We start from the raw sequence: 23,580 nt of genomic DNA, 5'->3' as shown, positions 1-23,580 counted from the left end.
GTTAGAACGTTGGGTCCATTTATCGGCGAACGCCCATCGCACCAGTACCGCAGGCGAGCATACGCCCGACGACCAGTTTGATCCCTTCGGAGATAGTATTGCCGTGTTTAGCGAGTAAATAACCCTCAACTATCATCAATTTGGAAGAGCAGTTTTGCCGAGGGTAGGTGTATACGCGAGATTATAGCGAGCGTTGAAGCTAACGGCCACGACACCTCGACCGTGACCCTGGCTCTGCGTGACAGTAACAATAATCCTATTCCTGATTTGGCGATTACTTTTACTACTGATCGGGTAAACAGCCAGATCACAAACCAGAGCCACTCTGGTAACAGTTATACCGCGAATATTGATGGCACTAAAGTTGGGATTGCAAATATAGCGGTGCAGTTATCAGGTACACTGATCGCGGGGCTCATGGAAACGGTAACCATAACACCAGGGGCCAGGGATCAGGCACAAGAACCAGATATTTTATCTCTAGGGCAACCTATTCAGGAATGTGCACTGCGAGATGGTACTTATAGACGAAGAATTATTGACGTAGATGCAATGACTTTGTACGACAATTACGGTAATGAGACTGCCGGAGTAATAACATACGATTTAAACGCCGGACGTGCAATTTTAGTCACTTAAGCCAGTTATTAATAATATAACTGGCTTAAGTGGGATTGAAATAAATAACAACACTGCTACCACAATTGATATTAGGGGCGACGCGTTCGTTACACCGGCACAATGTACCGATAATGGGGTCATACAAACTTAATGCCGAGTATTGTTGGGATTATTGCCGACCGCTGGGTTAAAGCCAATATTCTCTATGACTGTTGCCATCTGTTGGGTGCAATTGCATTGCTGATCGCGGCCAATGTCACAGACCCTAATTTCATGTTCTTTGTGATACTATTCAATGCGATGGTTTATATGCCGACGATTGCATTAGCCAACACCATTTCTTATATCTGTTTAGAAAAGGCCGGGTTGGATACCATTAAGGATTTCCCGCCGGTACGTGTTTTTGGCACCATTGGCTTTATTTTTGCCATGTGGGCGATTAGTTTGTCCGGATTTGAACTGAGCAATATTCAGCCTTATATTGCTTCAGGTGCGGCGTTGATGTTGGCGATGTACGCGCTTTCATTACCCGGTTGCCCAACCTCTAATGTTAAAAAAGACCGCACGTGGGTTAATATTTTAGGGCTTGATGCCTTCGTATTATTTAAACAAAAGAAGATGGCTATTTTCTTCCTGTTTGCTATGTTACTGGGTGCCTCGTTACAGATTAGCCATACTTTCAGTAGCCCATTCCTGCATGATTTTGCAAAAAATCCAATTTACCACGACAGTCTGGTGGTTCAATATCCCTCAATTTTATTGTCAATGGCGCAAATTGCCGAAGTGTTTTTCATTCTGACCATTCCCTTCTTCTTATCTCGCTTTGGCATTAAACGCGTGATGATGATCAGTATGATTGCATGGACTCTACGATTCACCTTGTTTGCCTATGGTGATCCGTCTACGACTGGCCTCTTTTTATTACTGCTATCAATGGTGGTATATGGTTGTGCTTTTGACTTCTTTAATATTTCTGGTGCAATTTATGGTGAGAAAGAAGTAGACCATAATATCAGAGGCAGTGCACAAGGCTTGTTTATGACGATGGTAAATGGTGTCGGGGCTTATGTTGGAGCAATAATCAGTGGGCATGTGGTTGATTACTTCACCGTCGGTGGTGTAAAGGATTGGAATAGCATTTGGTTATCTTTCGCTGCTTATACCGCCGTTCTGGTCATTATTTTTGCATTTGCTTTTCAATATAAACATGAGCCGACCGAGTTAAAAGGGCAGCCGATATCACATTGATTATCATGCTCATATTGGATTGATAGTTATTACTATTTACCTTATCTCCATGGCCTTAACTGAGTAGGGGCAAACGAGTCCCTTACGCGACAATTTTAATTATTAAAATTATCTGCTTGGTATTTTTCTTCTCCGCGTCAACCCGTTTATCAGCAACATTATCTTCACTCACTCAGCGATTCTACTTATTAGGTGTAGAAAGTTGATTGATATCACCGATCAATTTTGTCTTTATGATTTATTAAAACGATTATCTTTCGGCTTATCTGACGCGATATAATCCATCAACGCTATGACTTCATTTTGTTTCCATCTATATGATGGAGGGATGTTGCACACCCTAAATTTATTCCCGTTGTCAATCAAATAGACATGTCCACGGTGAATGTAGGGGAATATAGCGTACAAATCCAATCGCCATGATCACTAATAACATATTTCTGTCGGGTACATTGATACTGATTTTATATCCACGCCCGTCATTGCTGAACATGGTAGCCATATTTTGGCTAAGGTGAGTATTTACGCCAAACAGCAGATTACTCTATATAGCGTAAGCAGCAGTGACTCAATGGCGAAATTGACGATTGTTAAGTTGGAGTGTGTAAGAAAAATCTGACAACTAGTGCTGTCGCATTCCCATATACTTTTGCTTCCCGTTACTGTCTAATTGCTTTATTGAAATTTACTATGATCAAGGTCGATATTTTGCAAAATAAATAATTTATAGATGGAAGATTTATGCTGTTAAGTGAAATATGGCTCTTAAATTGAGAGTGCTTTCCTAGTATACATGCTTTCCTCAGATATTGACGTTTAAATAAAACGAGTTCTATCTCCTGAGTTTTAACTTTTTACTTATCACATTGTTGGTGAGCGACTCTTTCTATGAAAAAGTGATAATCGCAAAGATAAAATTCTACTAATTACTATTTGTAATGTTCATTTCTATTCAAAATTCACTCAGTTAACACTGATTGAAAATAGTGAGTAATAATAAGGAATGTAAAATATGCTAGGCGTAGCGATTAAAACCCAAAATACTTTTTATGAGTTAGGTTTGCTCTCTCTACTAAAACAAGTCTTTGATAAAGAGGGCTATGAGGATTACTTATTTATTTGTCTTGATGAAACTAAAGCAGTACACAAGGCTAATATAATATTTAAAGATTTCATGGTGATAGTGAATATATATCAAGATAATGGAGTTATCACGAATAGTACGAGCAGTAGTAATAAGCCGATGATGACGATTAATATTCCGTTTAACAGCAATAAGTTAGATATTTACAACATCATATCTAAAATAAAGAAAATCCTGGTTATTGCGCACTTGAGCCACTGTAGTATTATGAATAGTGATATATCCAGACGCCTCGGGCTTAATAACTACGTCCAACTCTCTCTAACTGAAAGTAAAATTGTTGAGCTAACAGGCCAGGGATACAGTACTGTTGATATTTCAAAAATACTTGAACGCTCGGAAAAAACGATATTAACCCATCGTCGAAATGCCATTAGAAAACTTGGGGTATTAAATCGGTTGGATTTTTACAACTACGCAACAAATATGAGTAATTATAGTAATAAAGAAACCGTTTTTATTTGTATTTGATAAGTCAGGGTATCTCCCTCCAGAGCATATAACTTCATTTAGAACTCACTTTACCAATCCATGTCTGGAGAGGCTTTCACTTCACGCTAGATTGGATAATGTAGAGTGAAGTGATTTTGCTTGGCATTAACTGGCAGATACAACTTTCGGATTGAAGCTATTGATAATTTGTACGTAATGTTTACGTTGATGTTCGGTAAATTCACCCCCACTGGTCGTCAAGGTAAATATCAGTATCGCACGATTATCAGGATTAGATCTGGCGTGTTGTGGCAATAGCACAATAGATTGAACCTGGCGCGTTCTTTCCCCATCTTGTAAAAAATTATTTGCTACCTGCACAACCGGCAGTTTTGCCGGGCCGAGCTCATGTTTGAGCAATTTGCCGTCAATCTGGAAACCAGGCAGTTTATTACGCAATGCTTCCATCTCTTTTTCACAGAAGGCTTCAGGTGTTTCCTCCTCAGCCAGCAAAGCACGGTTGATGATAATGTTATATTCGTGGTTATTAGGATCTTTGAACATTAAAATATTCACTGACTGATCCAGAACCGGGGCTGTTGTTAAAAAGGTGCCCTCATAAATCGAATAGGGCGAAGGTATCGTATTCATAGAATTTTAAGCTCCAACATTCTGGTTATGTATGGGTAACAACAGCACTTCAACGCGCCTATTTTGTTCTTGTCCTGCTTTTGTATCATTAGATGCGACCGGTTCTAATGCTCCTACTCCCCGGATAATAAAGTTCTCAGCAGAGCGTGAACTGTATTTAATGAGCCAGTCGCGAACGACTAACGCACGCTGCTCGGAAAGCTTCATATTGAATGACGCATTACCGGTGTTATCCGAATGACCCACTATCAATATTTTACTACCTTGATTATTTTCTACCAGCAGTAACAGGGACGCCAGCATGTCGTTGGTTTGCGTATTGAGTTTCAGTGTAGTGCTGTTTGAGTCAAACAGAGGAACCATTTGGGCTGAACTGAACATGGGAATATCTTGATAAATTTCAATTCGCTGGTTTATTTGGTTCAACAACGGCTCGCATTGAGAGAACCCCCAGCGCGTGATGTCGAATGAGTTAACGCATGCAGACAATATTTTTCCCATATCGCTTAACTTCACGATGTTATCTGCAATATGTTGAATAGAGATATTATTAATATTATCCAAAGAAACTATCTGCTGATTAAACTGTTTATAGCGAACTTTTTCTTGCGATAAAGTGTGTGCCATGTGCAAAGCCAATAGCAGGGTAACGAAGCATAGGCTCCATAACCATTTTGGGCGGGAGATCGGCATTATCATTGGTGGTTTTACTGCATCTATCACCTGCGGTTTACGCCAATTAATCACCTTCGGGAACGGTGGTAGTGATAAGGCTGAGGCTAAACCGGGCAAAATACCCAACGTCTTCTCCAGCCATGCTGACCAGGCACCATGCTTGATAAACCCTTTGCCATTATCAGATAAAATCACATCAGTTAACTGGAATGATGTATGGGAAAAGAGGGTTTGTAAGGCACTGGTGACACCGGATTGGTTTAACCAGATAAATAGATTGTGCGCCATCGCATAGCGCTGAGCCGCGAACCTGGTGTTGTTGGTATCTTGCGACTCAAGTTTCTGGCTCAATGATTGGAAAGCAGCCGTTATATCAAGCGCTTTCTGGTTGGCAAGATTAATATCCCCTGTCCAATAGGCGTTATCAGAATTATGGCTGAGACGTTCATTACTCAACTGTATATAAATAGTCAACACGCAGGAGAGGGGGGTTGGCAGCGACAGTGCAGAAAAACTGTTCTGCCACTTGGCGAGCTGTGAAATTATAATTGATGTATTTTCATATACATCAGGCAAGAACGGAAAGAAGGCCAATACCTGTGCTGATGGATGGTGGGCCGCAATATGTTTGAGGCGTTTTTGTAACGTTTCTGGATCAGGAATTAAGATCCAAATAGCATGGCTGGAAAAACGCGTATTATCGGCAGTCGCAGGGTTACTAAACCACTTGGCCGCATAGGGGCCGAGGATCAAAATGACGGTGTTTCCCTGATCCGCAGGCTGTGCCACGACCGGTTGAGGTCGCTGAGCCGGTTCCGGTTGCTGGTGTGCCGGTTTATGGGCGTAATGCCAGCAGACCGTGATGACTAATAGCGCCAGAAAAACAATAAAAATAACGTTATTCCATAACGTATTCCCTTGAAAACTAACGCTTGTTATCAAAGCGCAACTCGCCGCGAGCCATAGTAGCACGAGTGTTTTATTTAATTTAATCTTAAACATTTAAGACAGAGCACCTAAATTACGAAAGCACCAGAACCAGAGTGCGGAGAGCGATATTGTCAGAGCAAAAAAGGGCAAACCAAGAGAGCGCCAGTGACGGTGTTGTTCCATGGGTTTATCTGCGGTGGCAGGCTCGGCTTCAGGGGTAACTTCCTCGAGTTCTGACTCAATGTTGATATCATTACTGGCTACGACCAGGCTTGGCGCTGATAACTTATGACCATAACGTGCGAGCAATTGTTGTGATTTAATATCACAGCTCGGTAAATTGCATGTGAGAACAAGGATCTTGTGCGCATATTGGTAAATTGTTTTGTCATCACTGTTTAATAATTTTTCCAGGCTTAGGCTATCGATAGGTAAAGGCGTGCTGTAACCGTAGAAGTAATCTGATAATAAGTAGCCATCCCAACTTAAGCCTTTGTCTTTAACTGTATTTTCAGTACGTCTGTCGAGATAATGGCAAAGCTGATGACATAAACAATTGACTTCGATTGGTGGTAATTGCTCTGATTTCAGCGCGAGACAGAATTGTTCAATCAGCGTTACCAACTTTAACTGAAAACCGGACAATGACGGAATGATGCCATTGAATGATAATAAGCTGTCGATAGTTAAAATCTGTTTAAAAATGCCTGCGCTTTTCACCAGCATTTCTCCACAACATCACCCCAACCTTGCGAACGAATATAAGGACATATTCTGATCGAGTGTGGGTTTGAGTCCGTTTCAGTATTAAAGGCTAGGTTTAACTCAAAGGTTGAGTCATCGATTTGGTTAATAAATTTTTTCATATTGTTCATATCAACCTGTTCCACCATCACTTGCACGTTTTGTGGGTTATAAACGCCAAGGTGCCACCACTCCACATCTTCACGGGTAAAATCCACTTCATCTTTTTCTACTTTCAGCGTTTTTTTATTCACAATAATCAGGGATTCTAGCCACTGTTGGTGGACGCTGGGGAGGTCAGCGAAATAACTCACTTTGTTTACACCAACAACATCCGGATGTGCGGCCCGTTTTTTAAAATTGACACCAATCCGGTATTCGAATTCCTGTAAAGAACGTTGTGTACCCAAGGTATAGCAGCCTAGATCACTCCCTTCTTGTTCAGTATTCAGTAGAGTACGAACCCGTTTTTTGGCGATTTTGTCTCGCTCCCACCAAGCGAGATCAACGGCACCCGATTTTTTGGCCGCATCATTGTGATCTGACCAAACCTTACTGTGCTCCTTTCGGGTATAGAAATGCCAGAGTAAGATTTTGTGTGGGGCATAGGTATCATAGCCGTGGGTAAATGTGCGGGCCGCCATGGCAATTTCTTCGCCCATAAAGAAAATATCAGGATCGTTGGCGACATCGCGAACAAAACTGCCATCACTAAATATAAAGCCAGCGGCCAAATAGCCACACCGCACTGGTGCGGTTTCGGTGAACGGCATTGACATCATTCGCACCATTCCTTCCGGCGTGAAAGAATGAAATATTAAGCGGCTGACATAATCTTTTCTGTGTTCGTTCTCGCCGGGTTCATAGCCAGGTGGATAACTGGATAATACCGGCTTAGGGCTCTTATCACGCAGGCTGTTCAACATAGTGACCATTTCATGATCCCAGTGTTGAATAAAGCGGCAGTGAGAGTCTATTTGCAAGAAATAGGCTTCATTTTGAAATAGCCCTTCGGCCATATGCCTGGCCCAACAGGCACCTTTACTCTCATAATAATGAACACTTAAAATCCATATGCACGCCTGGTTATATTCCAACTGATACAATGGAAAACCAAGATGGGTGCTACTTTCGATCAGTTGCATACCCTGATTTAAGAACGCATTGATGTCATTATCATTTTGCCAAAAAACGGCAATATTAAGATTTTCTGGCTGTTGGGCTGTATTTATCATGTCATGCAGCGTCGGGATCAATTCGGGATCCCGATAACTGGCAATGCTGACAAAAATAGACGATACAGGCTGCATATATAATCCGTGTAAAATTGACTGTGTTGTTATCGTGGGTTAATTAATCTGCAAAATAATTTCTGCTGCGGCGCTAAATTTACCGTTAGCCGGTTTTGCGCTAACTGAGGCTGGCTCAAGCGTCGCTTTCCATTTGAATTCAGCGGGTGTGGCACTGGCAATATTGATTTTTTGCTCGTTGGCGCTGCCATCTAGTGCCAGTAATCTCCCGGTGCTGTCGCTGATTTTTATGCGCATCCGATCATCCTGACCTTCGTTGTCTTTTACTTTGATGTAATTGCCGTCGGCAGTCGGGGTTTGCGTAGTAATGGCTGCGGTTGCCGAATACTGGCCATAATCGGTTTTACAGGTAATATCAAAATTAAGGTCTCGTTCTATTCCGTTACTTAAGTTGCCGGAGGTCACCAGACCAAAGTCGACAAATTTTGTACCGTCAAAAGTGCAGGATGGGGTGCTGATGATGTTGATCTGGCTAATGTCCAGTTTCTGCGCATAGTTAACCACGCTATTACTGTTCACCCAGTTATAGGCTATTGTGCCGCCAGGCAGAACCTGCTGACCGACCGGATTAGTCAAGGCTAGCGTATCCTTGATTTTATAGATCTCAATTCTGAAATAACTATTTTCGCCATAATCCCAACGGCCAGTCGGGGTACTAAATGTCATCTCCCCACTGCTGTTAAAAGTACCATATGCAGGGTTGCCACCATTATTCCACAGGGGTTTGATGGCAATACCGTCGATATTGGTGGCAAACAGCCCGTTCCCCAGACTTTCGCCCAGCATGGCAGTGACATTTTTGCCGTAAAGGTTGCCTGTCACGCACTGATCATGGCTGACGAGGAACCCCTGTGTCGCAGTATTCACATCAGAAATATACTTTGTAGAATCCGCCGGTTGATCTGCATCAATGGTAATGGTAAATGCAGAGATCGTCATGGTTGACGGCGGAGATCCCCCTTCGGCACTTATCGTGTCAACCACACAGGCGGCATTTGCTTGCCCAGCGAAAACTGCACCGCATACTAAAATAAAAAGCTTCCGTATCATGGCTGACTACTCCTGTTCTGTATCAAGTTTAGAAATCAGTTCCTGGGGAATGATCTGAAGTAATTCACCAAAGCTTTTGCCGATTGTTTTTTCTGAAAAAGACAATAAAGCAATGACCGGGCTGCTGGGTTCGGCATGGGTAAACCACTGGCGGACCTCAATAAGTCGAGATAAGGCATCCGCACGGTTTTGAATCCCTTTTGGCAGTGTTGGCGCTTGCAGCGCGACAGGTGCCGGGGGTAATGGTGCTTGCGGCTGAACAGGCGGCATCGCAGTGTCGATCTCTGCTGTTACCGCCATTGCTGCTGCCGTTATCAGGGGATCAGGGGAGGCGATGTCTGGCTCATTATCCAGTGGAACCGCAATGTATTCCGCTACTTCAAAAGCGACCACCGCCGCCAGATCATCCCCGGCAAAGTGGCGCAGTAGTGAGGTCAATCTGACAAAGTCTGGTGTAATGTCGCCAAGGGAATCATTAGTCCGCGCCGTTAATTCCAACAACAAGGCATAGGCTTTCTGCAACGAGAGGATGGTACTGTCGCCACGGCTCTGCCATTCATGCTTAATCGCTTCCAGTATGCCTTCTTCCAGTGCCCCTTCTTCACGAGGGAAGGAGTGAGCTTTTTCCATCTCTTTAACTGAAATCTGCATTCCTGCTGCTTTAGGTAACAACTGGTTGCGAAAGTCAGCGATAAACCCTTCAGGATTGTCCAATTCTGCCAGGGCATTAGCCCGCATAAAGGGTTCAAACTCCCCTTCATCAAAGAGTTGGGGGTGCAGGTCATCAGGCCAGGTATTCAGGCACCAGAGTATGGCCTCCAGCCCTTCGTACACGGCACTGACACCAATTTGGCGCAGGCGACAACGCATCAGAATAATAAGCAGCCGCACATCGCGAGCTTTACCCAGCAGTTCGAGGCATTTTCGCTCGGTATCTGTCCAGTTAGTGGGTTCGGCAACTTCGACAAAATCGCCATATTCGGCAGTCAATTTGGGTTGCAATTTTGTCTGCATCATAAGAAATGCTGAATCATATTCCAGAGTTAGGCCGCAGGGGTGGTCACCTGGAATAGCTTGTATCAGGCGGTGATAATAACCCGTACTGTCAGTAATACGCTGTACACTCATGTTTTTCCTTTTAACGCCATGGGTGGACGTCGTGGTTTATTTTTCGTTTTTAGGCTAACAGCCGTGCAGGTTATGGGTTAATAGCAGTGCATTTCGGGTTCAAAACTCATCCCTCGGACATCGGCAGAGATATCATCCCGCGCCAGCCAACTGGTGTATCCCAACTGACTCCCGCCCTCCAGAGTCGCAATAGGGACTTCACTGGCAGCTAATATCAACCGGACTTCCCAGGCATATTCAAATCCGACAAAGTTACGTACCCACTCACGTAATATGGGCAAATCCTGTCCGGAGGGGCTGAAACGTTGGTACTGCTGTAGGCTGAGCGGGCCGAAGATCAGTTCAAATTTGTGCTGCCGATCTAAAACGGTATCGCCCAGAATGGCACCGTCACCCAACATCATCGCCGAGTCACCGTCACCGAGCTGGGTCTGGTCATTTTTATCCAGATAGATCCATTGCGGGGCGTATTCCACCATGCTGACCGGCACTTCAAAGTAGTACTGCAACGCACCCAATAAACCTTCAGGATTACGCGCTTCACGAATTAAATGTGCTGATGAGGCGAGGTGTGCATGAACCGGCAACGCACTATTAGTCAGTTCCTGTGGATCAAGCCCGGCCAGGCTACCGACATAAAAGGAAAATTTTTCATCATGTTGCCTATCCAGCGAAGCGGTATCCTGCGAGACAAACCAGGCCCGATAAAATTGGGATAGAGCACGATGATGAAAAAGATCAACGAAGTCGGTCATCGTATGGTCATGCAGTTCAGCGCGGGTGTAGGCCAGTTCGGTCATCTGCAGAGGCATCGCACCATGCGGCCCCCAAATACCCAGACCAAAAAGCTGTAGATCCAATTTCCCGTCTTTGATTTCAACATGGGATATCTCACGGGGTGAGAACGCCATACTGGCACTTTGCCCGATACGGAATGTTTCTTGCTCAGGCAGCATAGCTTGCCCTGGCGCTGGCATATCGGCAGTGCGGGCAGCATTAGCGCGCATCATGCTGATAAAACCCGCATTCCAGGGCTGTGCTTCTTGATACCAGACATCCAGATTGGTCAGACCTTTCTGATGAATTTTCTCATCAGGTTGCATTACAGGACTCCTCGTCGGCCAGGGCGGGCTTTCCATTGACCGACACGCCCTCTTTGCATGGAGTTCAGTTCGGTTTCAGTAAACACGTTGATGGCAGCATGGCGCGCCAGATAGTTTTCCATGATCAAACCAAACAGATAAGGGCTGATACCGGAGAATCCTTCTTCATCGACAGTCAGTGTGCAGCAGATACCACGGCCATAAACCAGCAGACCATTACCCGGCAACCGTCGGATCACCGGCTCGCTTTTACAGCCAACCAACGCATCAATTTGGGTATTCGATTCATGGTCTGAAGCATTAACAAACAGGCGCAGCATATTGCGCAATGATTCACCGCCATTGGAATGGGACATATCAGACAACGGCAGATAGTTGAAACTGAGCTGACGAATCAAACGCCAGGCAGATTCATCGATGGCAAAGGGGGCTCGCGGAGCACTGGGCTGGAATACGAAGCGCGCGCCATGCACTGGCGCCGAATCCGACATGGTTAATTCAAAGTTACCACTACTCGAAATGAGTCGAGGCAGATCCCGATTAGTCACCAGTGCCTCGATAGATAAATAGCGCAGGCTATCGCCATAAGGTGCTTCTTGTTGGTCAACTAACGAAACAAACACCTCAGTACTGGCATAAGGGGTGCGGGTGTCATACTTCCGTTTATTATTCTGACCGGTCCTGGACTTGCGGGTAATGGAGAAATAACGACCAAAATTACCATTGTCACAGTGGCGGGTTTGGTAGAGAGGATTAAATACCACCTCTTTGCTGGTTTCAGCCTGTTGACCAAACACTTTACTGATCGAGAAGACTTCGTAGTCTAGCGGACGGCTACGATCAGGTACCACATGAAAATCGTTCAACGCCCGATTGATCTCAATCTTATCCATCCGCTTCGGAAACAGATTGATCACCGGGGTGCAATTTAATAGGAAACGAGAGGCAGCAACATGGCTCACTAGCTCCTGCGGCAACCGATCCAGTAAGATGATTATCTCTGCTTCGTTGGTATGATTATTGCGCAGACTTTTGGATAATTGTGTCAGGGTAAAGAAATAGAACCGCTGGCGGCAGGTAAAATATTCGTGCATCAGGTTATGGCCATGGAAAATATTCCATGACAACGGCAACAGGCTTTGATCAGGGCTGAGCCCCTCAAAAGAGAGAGGGTTGTCACTGATTACGGTATCTTCTGCTGTTTCTCCGTGGCCTGCCCGAATGATGGTAGCAACATGGCTGGCATGCAGGAGTTCAAAGATATGTGAAACTATTCTCTCGTCCCCATCAATATAGATGGGTAACCGATCCAGCCCCTCCAACTGTGAGAATTGTAAGTCACCCACCAGTTTTAATTTAATGCGCAAGGCACCCTTAAGCCGGTGATAGGGAATCCGGTGCTTCTCCAGATTAGGCATGTCAGGTGGCACAGAGCTAAGGCGCGCCTCGGTTATCTCCAGTGGCCACAGCCCCACATCCTGCCCACTGCGGAATTCACAGCGCGTGGTTTCGCCTGGCGCAATATGGGTGAAGAAGGAGCTGCCACGAGGAACATTATACCCCAGGGTCAGGTCACCCTCTTTCAGATTTGGCTTAAGCTGAATGACCCCCATAGAGGGAGTGGGTGAGTTGTAATTAGGATAGACAATATCCAACAGACGCTGAGTAAATTTAGGGAACTCGGCATCTAGTTTTATTTGGGTTCTGGCGGATAAAAAGCAGAAAGATTCGATCAGACGCTCGACATAGGGATCGGCAACTTCAATCCCATGCATACCCAAACGGCCCGCAATTTTAGGATGCTTATCGGCGAACTCTTGCGCCATTTCGCGCATGAAAGTCAGCTCTTTATTGTAGTAGTCAAGAAATTTGTGATCCACTTACTGCCTCGGTTGTTTTATGTCAGCTTTCTTTCGCCCTATCAGTCGAATTACTTCTATCATTGTGCTCGTTTATTAAGATTCTATACATTCATAGATAACGGCATTTATAGACAACGAAATAATTTTATCAATTTTGTCTGCACACAATAAATTAAAATATTATTTTTATTCTACTTTGCAGATGATGTAGGAGAAGGTTTGTAATAATGTTTTTTAATATAAATTAGTATGGGAATTATTACATGCTGGAGTGTATGACTCAACTTTCTTTAAAGGCTTTATAATGTTAGAACTAATGGTTTATAATTACATGCTGACTTTAATCAATGGGTTGCGTTATGGCTACGATATGATTTTAGGACTTTTGCGTGGGCGAAATTCCTAATTAAAATGAGTGTGTATTATATTCAAATTACGCTTAAATTTTTATTGTAGGAAATTTCCATACCTATTAATGGAATTATCTTACATTGGTTGGTGAGGTTGTCTTATATTAATGTTTGATGGAGGGTTAGTATATTTAAGCGCAGTAGGACATTAAGTCGAGTGAAATTCTTAAAATGATAAATATTGAATTAATCTGCTTTTGTTTTTTATTTAATCACATTACTCTTGGCCCCACGAGATAGTTCGTTACGTAATTATTTTTACCCTACGAGCCACCATCAATACACATATAAACTGATATAGACATCCGGCATAAAAATACAGACAGATGTGAATACAGTTAAAAAGACCAGGATAAACAACGTGGCTATTACCAGGAAAAATTTATTTGGCAAACTGGATGCCACTCTTTTTAAAGGTATTGAAAGTGCGACCACTATTTGTAAGTTGCGCGGTAACCCTTATGTAGAGCTGGTTCATTGGTTGAACCAACTTTGGCATCAGGATGATAACGACCTTAAACATATTATTCGATATTTTGCGGTGGATGTTGACGCTTTTGAGCGCGGCTTAGCTCAGGCACTGGCCAAATTGCCAGTCGGTGCGACCAGCATCTCCGATTTTTCATACCATATTGAGTTAGCCATTGAACGGGCATGGGTCTATGCCAGTTTAGAATGTTTAGATACTCGTATTCGTAGTGGTCACCTGCTGCTGGCGATGTTAACCAACATGGAGTTGCGCCGGGCGCTGTTTGTTATTGCCCCAGAAATGGAAAAAGTCTCTCTGGAGCATTTGAGCAGCGATTTGAATTTCATTACGCAGACATCACCGGAAGCGAATGAAACAGCCACAGATGGCAGCCCGATGTATGACGGCGCGTTACCCGGCGAAGCCAGTAATGCTATTGGTCATAAAAGCACAGGTACATTAGCGCAGTACACCACTGATCTGACCGCATTGGCCCGTGAAGGCAAGATAGACCCGGTGCTGGGGCGTAATCATGAAATTAGCACCATGGTGGATATATTACTGCGTCGCCGACAAAACAATCCGCTGCTTACCGGTGAAGCCGGCGTAGGGAAAACGGCGGTAGTTGAAGGATTGGCATTGGCTATTGCTGCGGGTGAAATGCCGCCAGCACTGAGTCAGGTCAGCTTACTGGCGTTGGATATTGTCGCTCTCTCTGCGGGTGCCAGTATGAAAGGTGAGTTTGAAGCTCGTTTGAAGAATGTTTTGGACGAAGCGATGGCTTCACCAACACCGGTAATCTTGTTTATCGATGAAGTACACACTCTGATTGGTGCGGGTGGTAATGCCGGCACTGGCGATGCAGCGAACTTGCTGAAACCTGCTTTGGCGCGTGGTCAATTGCGTACCATTGGTGCCACTACCTGGAGTGAGTTTAAACGCCACATTGAAAAAGATCCGGCGCTGACCCGTCGTTTCCAAGTGCTTCAGGTCGGTGAGCCTGATGAAAACACCGCGATTTCCATGCTGCGTGGGCTAACACCTGCGTTAGAAAAGCACCACGGTGTATGGATAATGGATGAAGCCTTGCAGGCTGCGGTACGTTTGTCTCATCGTTATATTCCGGCTCGTCAGTTACCAGATAAGGCGATCAGTTTGCTCGATACCGCCTGTGCACGAGTTGCGGTGGCGCAGTTCTCACAACCAACAGAATTGCAGCAACTGACATTCCAGAGTGAAACGGCGCAAACAGAGTTGTCATCACTGGAAAAAGCACGGCATTTTGGTAAAGGGCAGGACGAACGTGCTGAGCAGTTACAAGCAAATATTGCCCAGTTTTCAGCAGCAGCCAGCCAGCTTAATCAGCGTTGGCAGGCAGAGCGCGAGTTGGTAGCGGCGATTACGGCTACACGAACTGCGCTATATGAACTGGTTTCACAGCCAACGCTTGATGAAGATAAACGCCAGCAGCATCAGCAACAATTGGCGCAGCTAGAAGAACAGCTTTTACAGGTTCGTGGTGCACAACCCTTGGTGCAGGCTGAGGTAAACGCCACAGTGATCGCCAATATCGTTGCAGACTGGACTGGGATCCAGGTAGGACAAATGCTGAAAGACGATATCCGCGCGGTGATGGAACTGCCGCAACGTCTTGAAGAGCGCGTTATTGGTCAGCCTCATGCATTAGTGCAATTGAGCGAAAATATTATGACTGCGCGTGCGGGTATGGCTGATCCAAGAAAGCCACTGGGCGTCTTTATGTTGGTTGGTCCTTCTGGTGTGGGTAAAACAGAAACTGCGCTGGCAATTGCTGAAAGTATGTACGGTGGTGAGCAAAATTTGATCACTATTAATATGAGTGAATATCAAGAATCGCATACGGTTTCATCATTAAAAGGTTCGCCTCCGGGCTATGTTGGCTACGGTGAAGGTGGTGTGTTAACCGAAGCCGTACGTCGTAAACCTTATAGTGTGGTGTTGTTAGACGAAATCGAAAAAGCACATTCTGATGTACATGAACTGTTCTTCCAGGTATTTGATAAAGGTCAGATGGAAGATGGCGAAGGGCGGTTTATCGATTTTAAAAACACTATTTTGCTGTTGACCAGTAATGTAGGCAGTGAGTTATTAAGCAACTTATTAGCTGATCCCGATACCGCACCGGATCAAGATGGAATATTAAGTGCTTTGCAGCCTGAATTGTTGAAAGTTTTCCCCGCAGCATTTTTAGGTCGCGTTACGGTGATCCCTTATTTGCCGCTACAACAAAGTGCGTTGCAACATATTGTCCGGTTACATTTAGATCGTATCGGCGGGCGTTTGCAGTCTCAACATCAGTTGACGCTGCAATACAGTGACAAAGTGGTTGACGATGTCGTTAGCTGTTGTTCGGTGGCAGAAACCGGCGCGCGGATGCTTATTCGTTATATTGAAAAAAATATTACACCGGAAATTGGCAAGTTTATTTTGCGCGACCACAATGTGATGCCTAAGCAGATTGTTTTCGTCGATAAAGTTGAAAATAAATTTACGGTCTCGGTGTTGAATGAAAATGATAAAATACATTAATTTTAATGTGATGATGATGTGTTTTATTCAACCAATATTTGCTGTTACTTGTAATAATAAAAGGCAAAAAAAGAATAGTAAACACCTGTCCGTGTAGATGTGAACTATATAGATGTTTTAACCAATAAATAATATTTTAAAATAAACTAAAGGATAAAAATTATGCGTAAAGTAAATTTAGCAGTCTGTGCTCTGGCTCTGTCTGTTGCTTCAGCGACTGCTTTTGCAGGTACCGATGGTACTGTTACTTTCAACGGTAAATTGATCAACGAAACTTGTGAAGTTGCAGCTGGAAGTGAAAACATTGTTGTAACATTGCCGACGCTTTCTACCCAGAATCTGAGCGCGGCTGGTGAAGAAGCCGGTTCTACTAGCTTCGTTATCGACGTAGTTAATTGCCCGACTGAAATCACCAGCGTAGCTGCTCACTTTGAAGCTATCAACAGCACCGGCGCTAACCCAGTGACGGGTAACCTGACAAACAACGCTGAATCTGCTACGGCAGCTGGCAAAGTTGAAGTTCGTTTGTACAACATCTCAGATGCATCGCAGATCCTTGTTGGTGATACCGGTTCTAAATTTGATGTTATCCCAGGTGCTGATGTTGACGCTCCAGGTACTGTGCGTATGTCTTACGCAGGTGGCTACTATGCAACTGCAGCAACTACTGCTGGTGATGTGACTGCTCAAGTTCAATACGTACTGGCTTATAACTAATATCCCTTTGGGATGATAGGTTTGCGGCCCATCTTTAATCGGGCCGCATGTTAGCAAGTAATAACACCTTACTGCTCAGGCTGATAAAAGGGCTGGTAGCAAGGTGTTATAACAATAAACTTGCTCATTCAACGCATTATTATTTGGTAGCGTGATGTTTTATAAAACAATTATTTTAGTGTTGTCGCTGATTGCTGGCAACATCCCAACGTATGCTGCTATGACGATTAGTGGCACTCGTGTGATATTTCCGGCAGCCCAAAAAGAAGTCAGCATACGGACTAATAATAAAGGCACGCAGCCAGCTTTAGTACAAGTTTGGGTCGATGACGGAAAGAGTAATGCTAATATTAATAACGTAACTGTTCCTTTTATGGTTACCCCGCCGGTATTTCGTGTTGAGGCCGGTAAAGGTCAAAGCATCCGTATAATTTATAACGGTATGGCATTGCCGCAGGATAAAGAGTCAGTATTCTGGTTTAATATGCTGGATATACCCTCAGTACAAAAAGATGGAAGTGATAAAAATAAACTTGAACTGGCTTTTCGCACCCGAATTAAAATTTTCTATCGACCAACCTCATTGGATAGTAGTGGCTCTGAACAAAGAGAGAAACTGCAATGGGAACTGATTAGCGATAGTCAGAAAGGCCAAGGTGTGAAAGTGACTAATCCGACGCCTTATTATATCTCCTTTGATAGTGGTGTGGCGATAACAGGTGGGAATAAAGTAGAGCTTAATACCGAAATGTTAGCTCCTTTTTCAACACTGGTATTTTATCCGAAAAATAAAACCTCAAGTATTTCAGCTGTAAATTACAAAGTGTTAAACGATTACGGCGCAAACGTTGAAGAAAAATTATCGTTTACACAAGGTAAAGGGACTCTGGTTAAAGAATAATAAAAACTAAGCATGAGCATATTTTTTTTGAAAAGGGAACCCTACGCACTTGTCACCAAAGGGACAGAATTAACGGGAGCTTTATATCGTGAACCATTCATGTATAACACGCGACATAGAAAATAAAATCGACAGATTGGTTAATGTACCCTGTAAAGCTTTATTAGGTTTCACGATTGTAATGATAAGTGCGGCTTTACTAATAAATAAGAGTGCTACAGCAGCACCTGTTATGAATTCAACTGATCATGCTGAAATCACAGCCGTTGAATTTAACCCTGGGTTTATCCACGGTTTGTCCGTCGATGTCTCGCGGTTTATGAATGAAAATCCGGTGTCTCCAGGCACCTATGATGTAATGGTCATTGTTAATGGCAAAATGAGTGGTAAGCATACTATCCGCTTTAAATCAGTAGACGGTGAGTCAACTGCCGAACCTTGTTTCAGATTGGATCAGCTTGATGCATTAGGTATTAGAATTGAGCTTAATGGTTCTACTCATATACCAGAGAACGTCAAGGTAGCAGCAAAAGATCAGTGTTACCTGTTAAAGGATTTAATTAACGACAGCAGTATCAGCTATAACTCCGGGGATTTTGAACTTTCAATCACCGTGCCGCAGTTTAATTTAGTGAAACATCCACGCGGATATATTGACTCCAGTTTGTGGGAGTCAGGCGGGCCAGTGGGTTTTCTGGATTATAGCGGCAACCTTTATAGCGTTTTTAACGGTCATAATGATGATGACAATAAGGTATCAAATTCGTACAACGGCAATATCGGTTTAATTGGCGGGGCGAATATAGGTGAGTGGCGGTTAAGAAAACGCCTTAATACCCGTTGGGCCAATACTGGCGGGATGCATACCCAAAATTTGTACGGTTATGCGGCAACAGACATTACCCCATTGAAAAGTCAATTAACAGTTGGTGATAGTAATACTACTGGTGATTTATTCGAGGGCTACGGGCTACGCGGTGTGCAGCTTGCATCAGACCGCCGTATGTTAGCTGAAGGGATACGCAATTATTCCCCGGTAGTGCGTGGTGTGGCAGAAACCAACGCCAGAGTTACCATCAGCCAGCGTGGGCAAACTGTGTATGAGACGGTGGTGACACCGGGTGCTTTTGAACTGGCTGATATTGGTACCATGGCTTACGGTGGTGATTTGCAAATGACGATCACCGAATCTGATGGCAGAACCCGTACTCAGAGGATACCTTTTTCGGCGCCACCAATGTTGCTTTACCAAGGGGTCTCTCAGTTCAATATCGCGGCTGGACGACTGAATGACAATACGGTAAATGCGGATCCGACTATCGTACAGGGCTCGTATCACTACGGTCTAGGCAATACCTATACGCTGTATGGCGGAGCGCAACTGGCAGAGAATTATAGTTCGATAGGGATAGGTAACGCATTCAATACACCGATCGGGGGTATTTCTATGGATGTTATCCATGCGAGAAGTGAATTGTTCAATGACCATCGCTTATCCGGTAATAGTTACAAAATTGACTATAGCAAATACGTGGGAGAAACCGATACCAACCTGACATTAGCGGCGTATCGATACTCTTCCAGTGGATATTACAGTTTTAGAGAAGCAAGCCTGGATCACTATGGCATTAACAATGGGCGTGATGATATTGACTACCGTACACGTAACCGCCTGTCGCTCAGTGTTTCCCAGCGTATAGCTGACAATATGTCGGTTAACCTGAACAGCAGTTTTTATAGCTACTGGGGAAATCAGGGTACGTCAAAGCAATATGCCGTGACCTATAACCATTCGTTGCGTTATTTCTCTTATGCTGTGACGGCGTTACGCACCAGTAATAGCAGCGATAACAGCAACAATGGCAACAATAGTAGTAACAATAGCAATTATGAAAACAGTTACATGCTAGCGATTAGTATCCCTCTTGGCGGCAGTGGGATAAGCCGGCCGTTGTTTAGTTCGCTATATTCTATGGCTAGCCGTGATGCTGCAGGGAACTCAACAGTGCAGGTGAATGCGAATGGCAGCAGGGGCGATCAGAGTGAGTTGTCCTATGGTGTCGGGACATCGTATGCCAGCGGTGGTGAAACCTCTGCGGCTAAAACGGTAACAGGTAACCTTAATTACCAGACCCCGGTAGGCCAATTCGGGATGACGGCATCAGCCAATAATAATGCGTCGAAACAGCTTTCAGCTTCGACGAACGGTAGCCTGGTGGCACATCAGGGCGGTGTAACAATCGGCCCAAGACTTGGCGACGCGCCTTTTGCCATCATTCATGCCGAGGGTGCGGAAGGGGCAATGTTGTTTAATGGCCGTGGTGCGAAAATTGACAGCCGTGGATACGCCATTATGACATCGCTGACACCGTATCGTGAAAACAGTGTTGGTATTGATTACAACAAGTTACCTGACTCAGTCGATGTACTTGAGAACCAGAAAATAGTAGTACCGAGAGCCGGGTCAATGATCCCCGTCAGTATGAAGACCATTACTGGTACCGCACTGATACTGATCGTCAGGGATGAAAATAAAGAGTTTATTCCTATTGGTACAGAATTGTTGGATGCCGATGCAGTGAGTCAAGGAATTGTTGGGCAAGGCGGAATGGTATTTATCCGGGGCTGGTCGCCAGGAACACAGCCACTGCATGCCATCTGGAATAGTGGCAAAGATAAATGCCGTATTGAATCAGGCACGGAAGCTAACACAGTGGCGAAGACAGAAAGCACGAAAATAAAACAGTTGGAGGTGATATGTCTTCGTGGCTAAAAAGTAATGTTGTACTGAAATTGGGTTCGTTTTTACTGTTGCTGGTAGTGGCTTTTATAGCGCGGCAGCCAGTGCAGGCAGCCAGTTCATGTGCAGGAACGACTGATTGTAACGTTCAGGTTTCATTTACCGGCGAGTATTTGGAAGATACCTGTGAAGTCAGTATTAATGATGGTTCATCTTCAGAGTCTGTTTTATTACCGACTTTATCGACAAACCAATTGAGAACCGATGGAGCAGAAGCGGGTAAACAGCAATTTCAAATTGCGTTGAAATCATGTCCGGTAAATAGAACTGTATCATTACGCTTTATTAGTGCGGGTGCCTCAGTACCGGACGTAATCACCGGAAACTTACAGAATGAAGTAGCTGATGATTTCAGCAAAAATGCACAAATTAGATTAAGTAAAGCTACAGGGCAACAAATGGTGGTTGGCGATGAAAATAGTGTTCAGGAATATGTTATTTCCAGTTCAGGTGAGGATGTCACCCATTATTTTTTAGCGGGTTATTATGCAAAAGGTATGAATACAGTAACCCCTGGGCAGGTTAGAGCAACTGCTGGTATTGAATTGGTTTATAAATAGGGGGATACGGTTCAGTATTATTTTTTACATTTAATCTCTCCGATAGTGGTTCGGGAAGCTGACTTCTCGATAATATTTACAATATATTTTGAATAAAAGGTACATATGGTTAGTAAAAGTAGTTCCCAAAAATTTATCGCTCGTAACCGAGCGCCACGCGTACAGATTGAATACGATGTGGAAATATACGGTAGTGAGAAGAAAGTTGAACTGCCATTTGTTATGGGTGTGTTGGCTGACTTATCTGGTAAACCTTTAGAACCCTTGCCTTCAGTGGCAGACAGAAAACTTCTGGACATCGATATTGATAATTTCGATGAGCGTATGAAGGCAATGAAACCACGCGTTGCATTTGCTGTAAAAAATACGCTGACTGGTGAAGGCCAATTGATGGTGGATATTACTTTTGAGAGTCTTAATGACTTTTCTCCAGATGAAATCGCAAAGAAAGTCGATTCGCTGTCTCAATTGTTAGATGCCCGTACTCAATTAGCTAACTTGCAAACCTATATGGATGGCAAGGCTGGTGCAGAGGAATTAGTAATGAAACTTCTGAAAGATAAATCATTACTGGCAACACTGGCATCGTCACCGAAAGCAAAGCAATCCGCTGTTGACACGCCACAGTAAGATTGATTAGGAAGAGAGAATCCATGTCCACTTTAGAAGCAAAAAATAAACCAGCCGCCACTACTGCGACTGAATATAGCGATTTTAATTCGTTATTGACCAAAGAATTCAAGGCGAAGTCTGAGCAGACGAAAGCGGCTGTAGAAGGCGCGGTTAAAACCTTGGCTGAGCAGGCGCTGGCTAACTCAGTAACCGTATCAGACGATGCTTATAAAAGCATTGCCTCTATCATTGCTGAAATTGATAGCAAGCTGTCTGAACAGATCAATTTGATTCTGCATCATCAAGAGTTTCAGTCTCTGGAAAGTGCATGGCGTGGTCTGCACTATTTAGTGAATAACACCGAGACTGATGAGAAGTTGAGATTGCGTTTCCTTGACATCTCTAAAGATGAATTACGCCGTAACATGAAACGTTACAAAGGTGTTGCTTGGGATCAGAGCCCATTATTCAAGAAAGTGTATGAAGAAGAATATGGCCAACTGGGTGGCGAACCTTATGGTTGCCTGGTAGCAGATTACTATTTTGACCATACTGCGCCTGATGTTGACCTGTTAGCGTCAATCGCCAAGGTTGCTGCTTCTGCTCACGTACCCTTTATTACCGGCGCGGCACCTTCGGTGTTGCAAATGGAATCCTGGCAGGAGCTGTCGAATCCGCGCGATTTGACCAAAATCTTCACGCAGAACCTTGAGTATGCAGCATGGAACTCACTGCGTCAGTCTGAAGACTCCCGCTATATTGGTCTGGCGATGCCACGTTTTCTGGCGCGTCTGCCATACGGTATTAGCACTAACCCGGTCGATGCCTTCCACTTTGAAGAGACCACTGATGGCGCTGATCACAGTAAGTATGTGTGGTCAAATGCGGCCTATGCAATGGCAGTTAACATCAACCGTTCATTTAAAGAATACGGCTGGTGTACCCTGATCCGTGGTGTGGAAAGTGGTGGTGTTGTTGAAGGTCTGCCATGTCATACATTCCCGACCGATGATGGCGGCATTGACATGAAATGCCCAACAGAGATTGCTATTTCTGACCGTCGTGAGGCCGAGCTGGCTAAAAATGGCTTTATCCCATTGGTTCACCGGAAAAATACGGATTACGCAGCTTTCATTGGCGCACAGTCACTGCAAAAACCAGCTGAATATTACGATGCGGATGCAACAGCTAATGCCAACTTGTCTGCGCGCCTGCCATATCTATTCGCGTGTTCACGTTTTGCCCATTACCTGAAATGTATCGTGCGTGACAAAATCGGTTCATTCAAAGAACGTGATGAGATGCAACGCTGGTTGAACGACTGGGTTATGAACTATGTTGATGGCGACCCGGCGAACTCTTCTATCGAGACGAAAGCACGTCGTCCTTTGGCTGCGGCTGAAGTGATTGTTGAAGATGTTGAAGGCAACCCAGGTTATTACCAGGCGAAGTTCTTCCTGCGTCCTCACTTCCAGTTGGAAGGTTTGACGGTATCACTGCGTATGGTTGCGAAATTGCCTTCGCTGAAAGATGTTGCGTAATTAAATGTATTAAATACCACCAAGAGGCTGCGGGATAATATTTCCAGGCATCCTGTTGTGAGCATCACTATTTAAATACATCTGATTTTTATCGTTACAAGTAG

Annotated in this window: 17 protein-coding genes and 2 pseudogenes; 10 read left to right on the top strand and 9 right to left on the bottom strand. The window is 44.3% G+C overall.

All coding sequences use genetic code 11. The features are described from left to right. Nucleotides 1–22: 22 nt before the first annotated feature. Nucleotides 23–173: pseudogene (locus tag AEP37_RS28045) on the bottom strand (IS91 family transposase); the annotation flags it as partial. On the opposite strand from AEP37_RS28045, the gene AEP37_RS13095 reads away from it, so the two are divergent. The 3 genes and pseudogenes from AEP37_RS13095 to AEP37_RS13085 all read left to right on the top strand — a co-directional run bounded on the left by AEP37_RS13095 (nt 139) and on the right by AEP37_RS13085 (nt 3,484). Beyond that, nucleotides 139–639 carry an Ig-like domain-containing protein gene (locus AEP37_RS13095; RefSeq protein ID WP_082170797.1) on the top strand — a complete coding sequence of 167 codons (501 nt, stop codon included), beginning with the start codon at nt 139–141 and terminating at the stop codon, nt 637–639. The pseudogene AEP37_RS28045 and the gene AEP37_RS13095 sit on opposite strands and share 35 nt — an antisense overlap. Before the next feature lie 129 nt (nt 640–768). Continuing rightward, nucleotides 769–1,869, top strand: a pseudogene (locus AEP37_RS13090) (nucleoside permease); the annotation flags it as partial. A 1,012-nt stretch (nt 1,870–2,881) separates the two neighbouring features. Then, nucleotides 2,882–3,484, top strand: coding sequence for a helix-turn-helix transcriptional regulator (locus AEP37_RS13085; RefSeq protein WP_049613730.1), 603 nt, complete (start codon nt 2,882–2,884; stop codon nt 3,482–3,484). A 126-nt stretch (nt 3,485–3,610) separates the two neighbouring features. Here AEP37_RS13085 and AEP37_RS13080 read toward each other — a convergent pair whose 3' ends face one another. The 8 genes from AEP37_RS13080 to tssF form a co-directional block, all read right to left on the bottom strand. Continuing rightward, nucleotides 3,611–4,096 (bottom strand): DcrB-related protein, encoded by a 486-nt coding sequence (locus AEP37_RS13080; protein WP_049613729.1) that lies wholly within the window; start codon nt 4,094–4,096, stop codon nt 3,611–3,613. Between the two features lie 6 nt (nt 4,097–4,102). Next, nucleotides 4,103–5,773, bottom strand: coding sequence for an OmpA family protein (locus AEP37_RS13075; protein WP_049613728.1), 1,671 nt, complete (start codon nt 5,771–5,773; stop codon nt 4,103–4,105). Next, nucleotides 5,774–6,421: a hypothetical protein gene (locus tag AEP37_RS13070; protein ID WP_049613753.1), complete on the bottom strand. Its 648-nt coding sequence runs from the start codon at nt 6,419–6,421 to the stop codon at nt 5,774–5,776. Continuing rightward, the gene (locus AEP37_RS13065) at nt 6,418–7,755 is read right to left on the bottom strand and encodes a GlcNAc-transferase family protein (protein ID WP_049613727.1); all 1,338 of its coding nucleotides are present in this window, start codon (nt 7,753–7,755) and stop codon (nt 6,418–6,420) included. Before AEP37_RS13065 ends, AEP37_RS13070 begins: the two co-directional genes overlap by 4 nt. Before the next feature lie 39 nt (nt 7,756–7,794). Next, nucleotides 7,795–8,805, bottom strand: coding sequence for a fimbrial protein (locus tag AEP37_RS13060; RefSeq protein WP_049613726.1), 1,011 nt, complete (start codon nt 8,803–8,805; stop codon nt 7,795–7,797). Between the two features lie 6 nt (nt 8,806–8,811). Further along, on the bottom strand, nt 8,812–9,933 hold the full coding sequence (locus AEP37_RS13055) for a type VI secretion system protein TssA (RefSeq protein ID WP_049613725.1): 1,122 nt from the start codon (nt 9,931–9,933) through the stop codon (nt 8,812–8,814). Between the two features lie 77 nt (nt 9,934–10,010). Beyond that, on the bottom strand, nt 10,011–11,036 hold the full coding sequence (tssG, locus tag AEP37_RS13050; protein ID WP_049613724.1) for a type VI secretion system baseplate subunit TssG: 1,026 nt from the start codon (nt 11,034–11,036) through the stop codon (nt 10,011–10,013). Further along, a complete protein-coding gene (gene tssF / locus AEP37_RS13045) occupies nt 11,036–12,916 on the bottom strand; it encodes a type VI secretion system baseplate subunit TssF (RefSeq protein WP_049613723.1) in 1,881 nt (626 codons plus the stop codon). Before tssF ends, tssG begins: the two co-directional genes overlap by 1 nt. Before the next feature lie 753 nt (nt 12,917–13,669). Between tssF and tssH the strand changes: the two genes are divergently transcribed. The 7 genes from tssH (at nt 13,670) to tssC (ending at nt 23,476) form a co-directional block, all read left to right on the top strand. After that, complete coding sequence (gene tssH / locus AEP37_RS13040; RefSeq protein ID WP_049613722.1) at nt 13,670–16,345, top strand: type VI secretion system ATPase TssH; 2,676 nt, start codon at nt 13,670–13,672, stop codon at nt 16,343–16,345. 162 nt (nt 16,346–16,507) lie between these two features. Then, complete coding sequence (locus tag AEP37_RS13035; RefSeq protein WP_049613721.1) at nt 16,508–17,062, top strand: fimbrial protein; 555 nt, start codon at nt 16,508–16,510, stop codon at nt 17,060–17,062. 154 nt (nt 17,063–17,216) lie between these two features. Next, nucleotides 17,217–17,963, top strand: coding sequence for a fimbria/pilus periplasmic chaperone (locus tag AEP37_RS13030; protein WP_049613720.1), 747 nt, complete (start codon nt 17,217–17,219; stop codon nt 17,961–17,963). 88 nt (nt 17,964–18,051) lie between these two features. After that, on the top strand, nt 18,052–20,736 hold the full coding sequence (locus AEP37_RS24930; RefSeq protein ID WP_072086303.1) for a fimbria/pilus outer membrane usher protein: 2,685 nt from the start codon (nt 18,052–18,054) through the stop codon (nt 20,734–20,736). Next, nucleotides 20,721–21,323 carry a fimbrial protein gene (locus AEP37_RS13020; RefSeq protein WP_049613719.1) on the top strand — a complete coding sequence of 201 codons (603 nt, stop codon included), beginning with the start codon at nt 20,721–20,723 and terminating at the stop codon, nt 21,321–21,323. The genes AEP37_RS24930 and AEP37_RS13020 overlap by 16 nt, the downstream gene beginning before the upstream one ends. A 105-nt stretch (nt 21,324–21,428) precedes the next feature. Continuing rightward, nucleotides 21,429–21,953, top strand: a complete 525-nt coding sequence (gene tssB, locus AEP37_RS13015; RefSeq protein ID WP_049613718.1) for a type VI secretion system contractile sheath small subunit — start codon at nt 21,429–21,431, stop codon at nt 21,951–21,953. Between the two features lie 23 nt (nt 21,954–21,976). Continuing rightward, entirely contained in the window at nt 21,977–23,476 is a 1,500-nt protein-coding gene (gene tssC, locus AEP37_RS13010; RefSeq protein ID WP_049613717.1) for a type VI secretion system contractile sheath large subunit, read from the top strand. The last annotated feature ends 104 nt before the right edge of the window (nt 23,477–23,580 follow it).

Source organism: Yersinia pekkanenii (assembly GCF_001152565.1).
Classification (GTDB): domain Bacteria; phylum Pseudomonadota; class Gammaproteobacteria; order Enterobacterales; family Enterobacteriaceae; genus Yersinia; species Yersinia pekkanenii.
The sequence above is the reverse complement of the archived record's forward strand: the minus strand, read 5'-3'. Positions and strand labels throughout refer to the sequence as shown.

Coding starts and splice junctions, on each gene's coding strand:
- tssG (WP_049613724.1), bottom strand. CDS start 11,036: ATGCAACCTGATGAGAAAATTCATCAGAAAGGTCTGACCAATCTGGAT.
- AEP37_RS13075 (WP_049613728.1), bottom strand. CDS start 5,773: ATGTTTAAGATTAAATTAAATAAAACACTCGTGCTACTATGGCTCGCG.
- AEP37_RS13085 (WP_049613730.1), top strand. CDS start 2,882: ATGCTAGGCGTAGCGATTAAAACCCAAAATACTTTTTATGAGTTAGGT.
- AEP37_RS13060 (WP_049613726.1), bottom strand. CDS start 8,805: ATGATACGGAAGCTTTTTATTTTAGTATGCGGTGCAGTTTTCGCTGGG.
- AEP37_RS13065 (WP_049613727.1), bottom strand. CDS start 7,755: ATGCAGCCTGTATCGTCTATTTTTGTCAGCATTGCCAGTTATCGGGAT.
- AEP37_RS13080 (WP_049613729.1), bottom strand. CDS start 4,096: ATGAATACGATACCTTCGCCCTATTCGATTTATGAGGGCACCTTTTTA.
- AEP37_RS13030 (WP_049613720.1), top strand. CDS start 17,217: ATGTTTTATAAAACAATTATTTTAGTGTTGTCGCTGATTGCTGGCAAC.
- tssB (WP_049613718.1), top strand. CDS start 21,429: ATGGTTAGTAAAAGTAGTTCCCAAAAATTTATCGCTCGTAACCGAGCG.
- AEP37_RS13020 (WP_049613719.1), top strand. CDS start 20,721: ATGTCTTCGTGGCTAAAAAGTAATGTTGTACTGAAATTGGGTTCGTTT.
- AEP37_RS13035 (WP_049613721.1), top strand. CDS start 16,508: ATGCGTAAAGTAAATTTAGCAGTCTGTGCTCTGGCTCTGTCTGTTGCT.
- AEP37_RS13055 (WP_049613725.1), bottom strand. CDS start 9,933: ATGAGTGTACAGCGTATTACTGACAGTACGGGTTATTATCACCGCCTG.
- tssC (WP_049613717.1), top strand. CDS start 21,977: ATGTCCACTTTAGAAGCAAAAAATAAACCAGCCGCCACTACTGCGACT.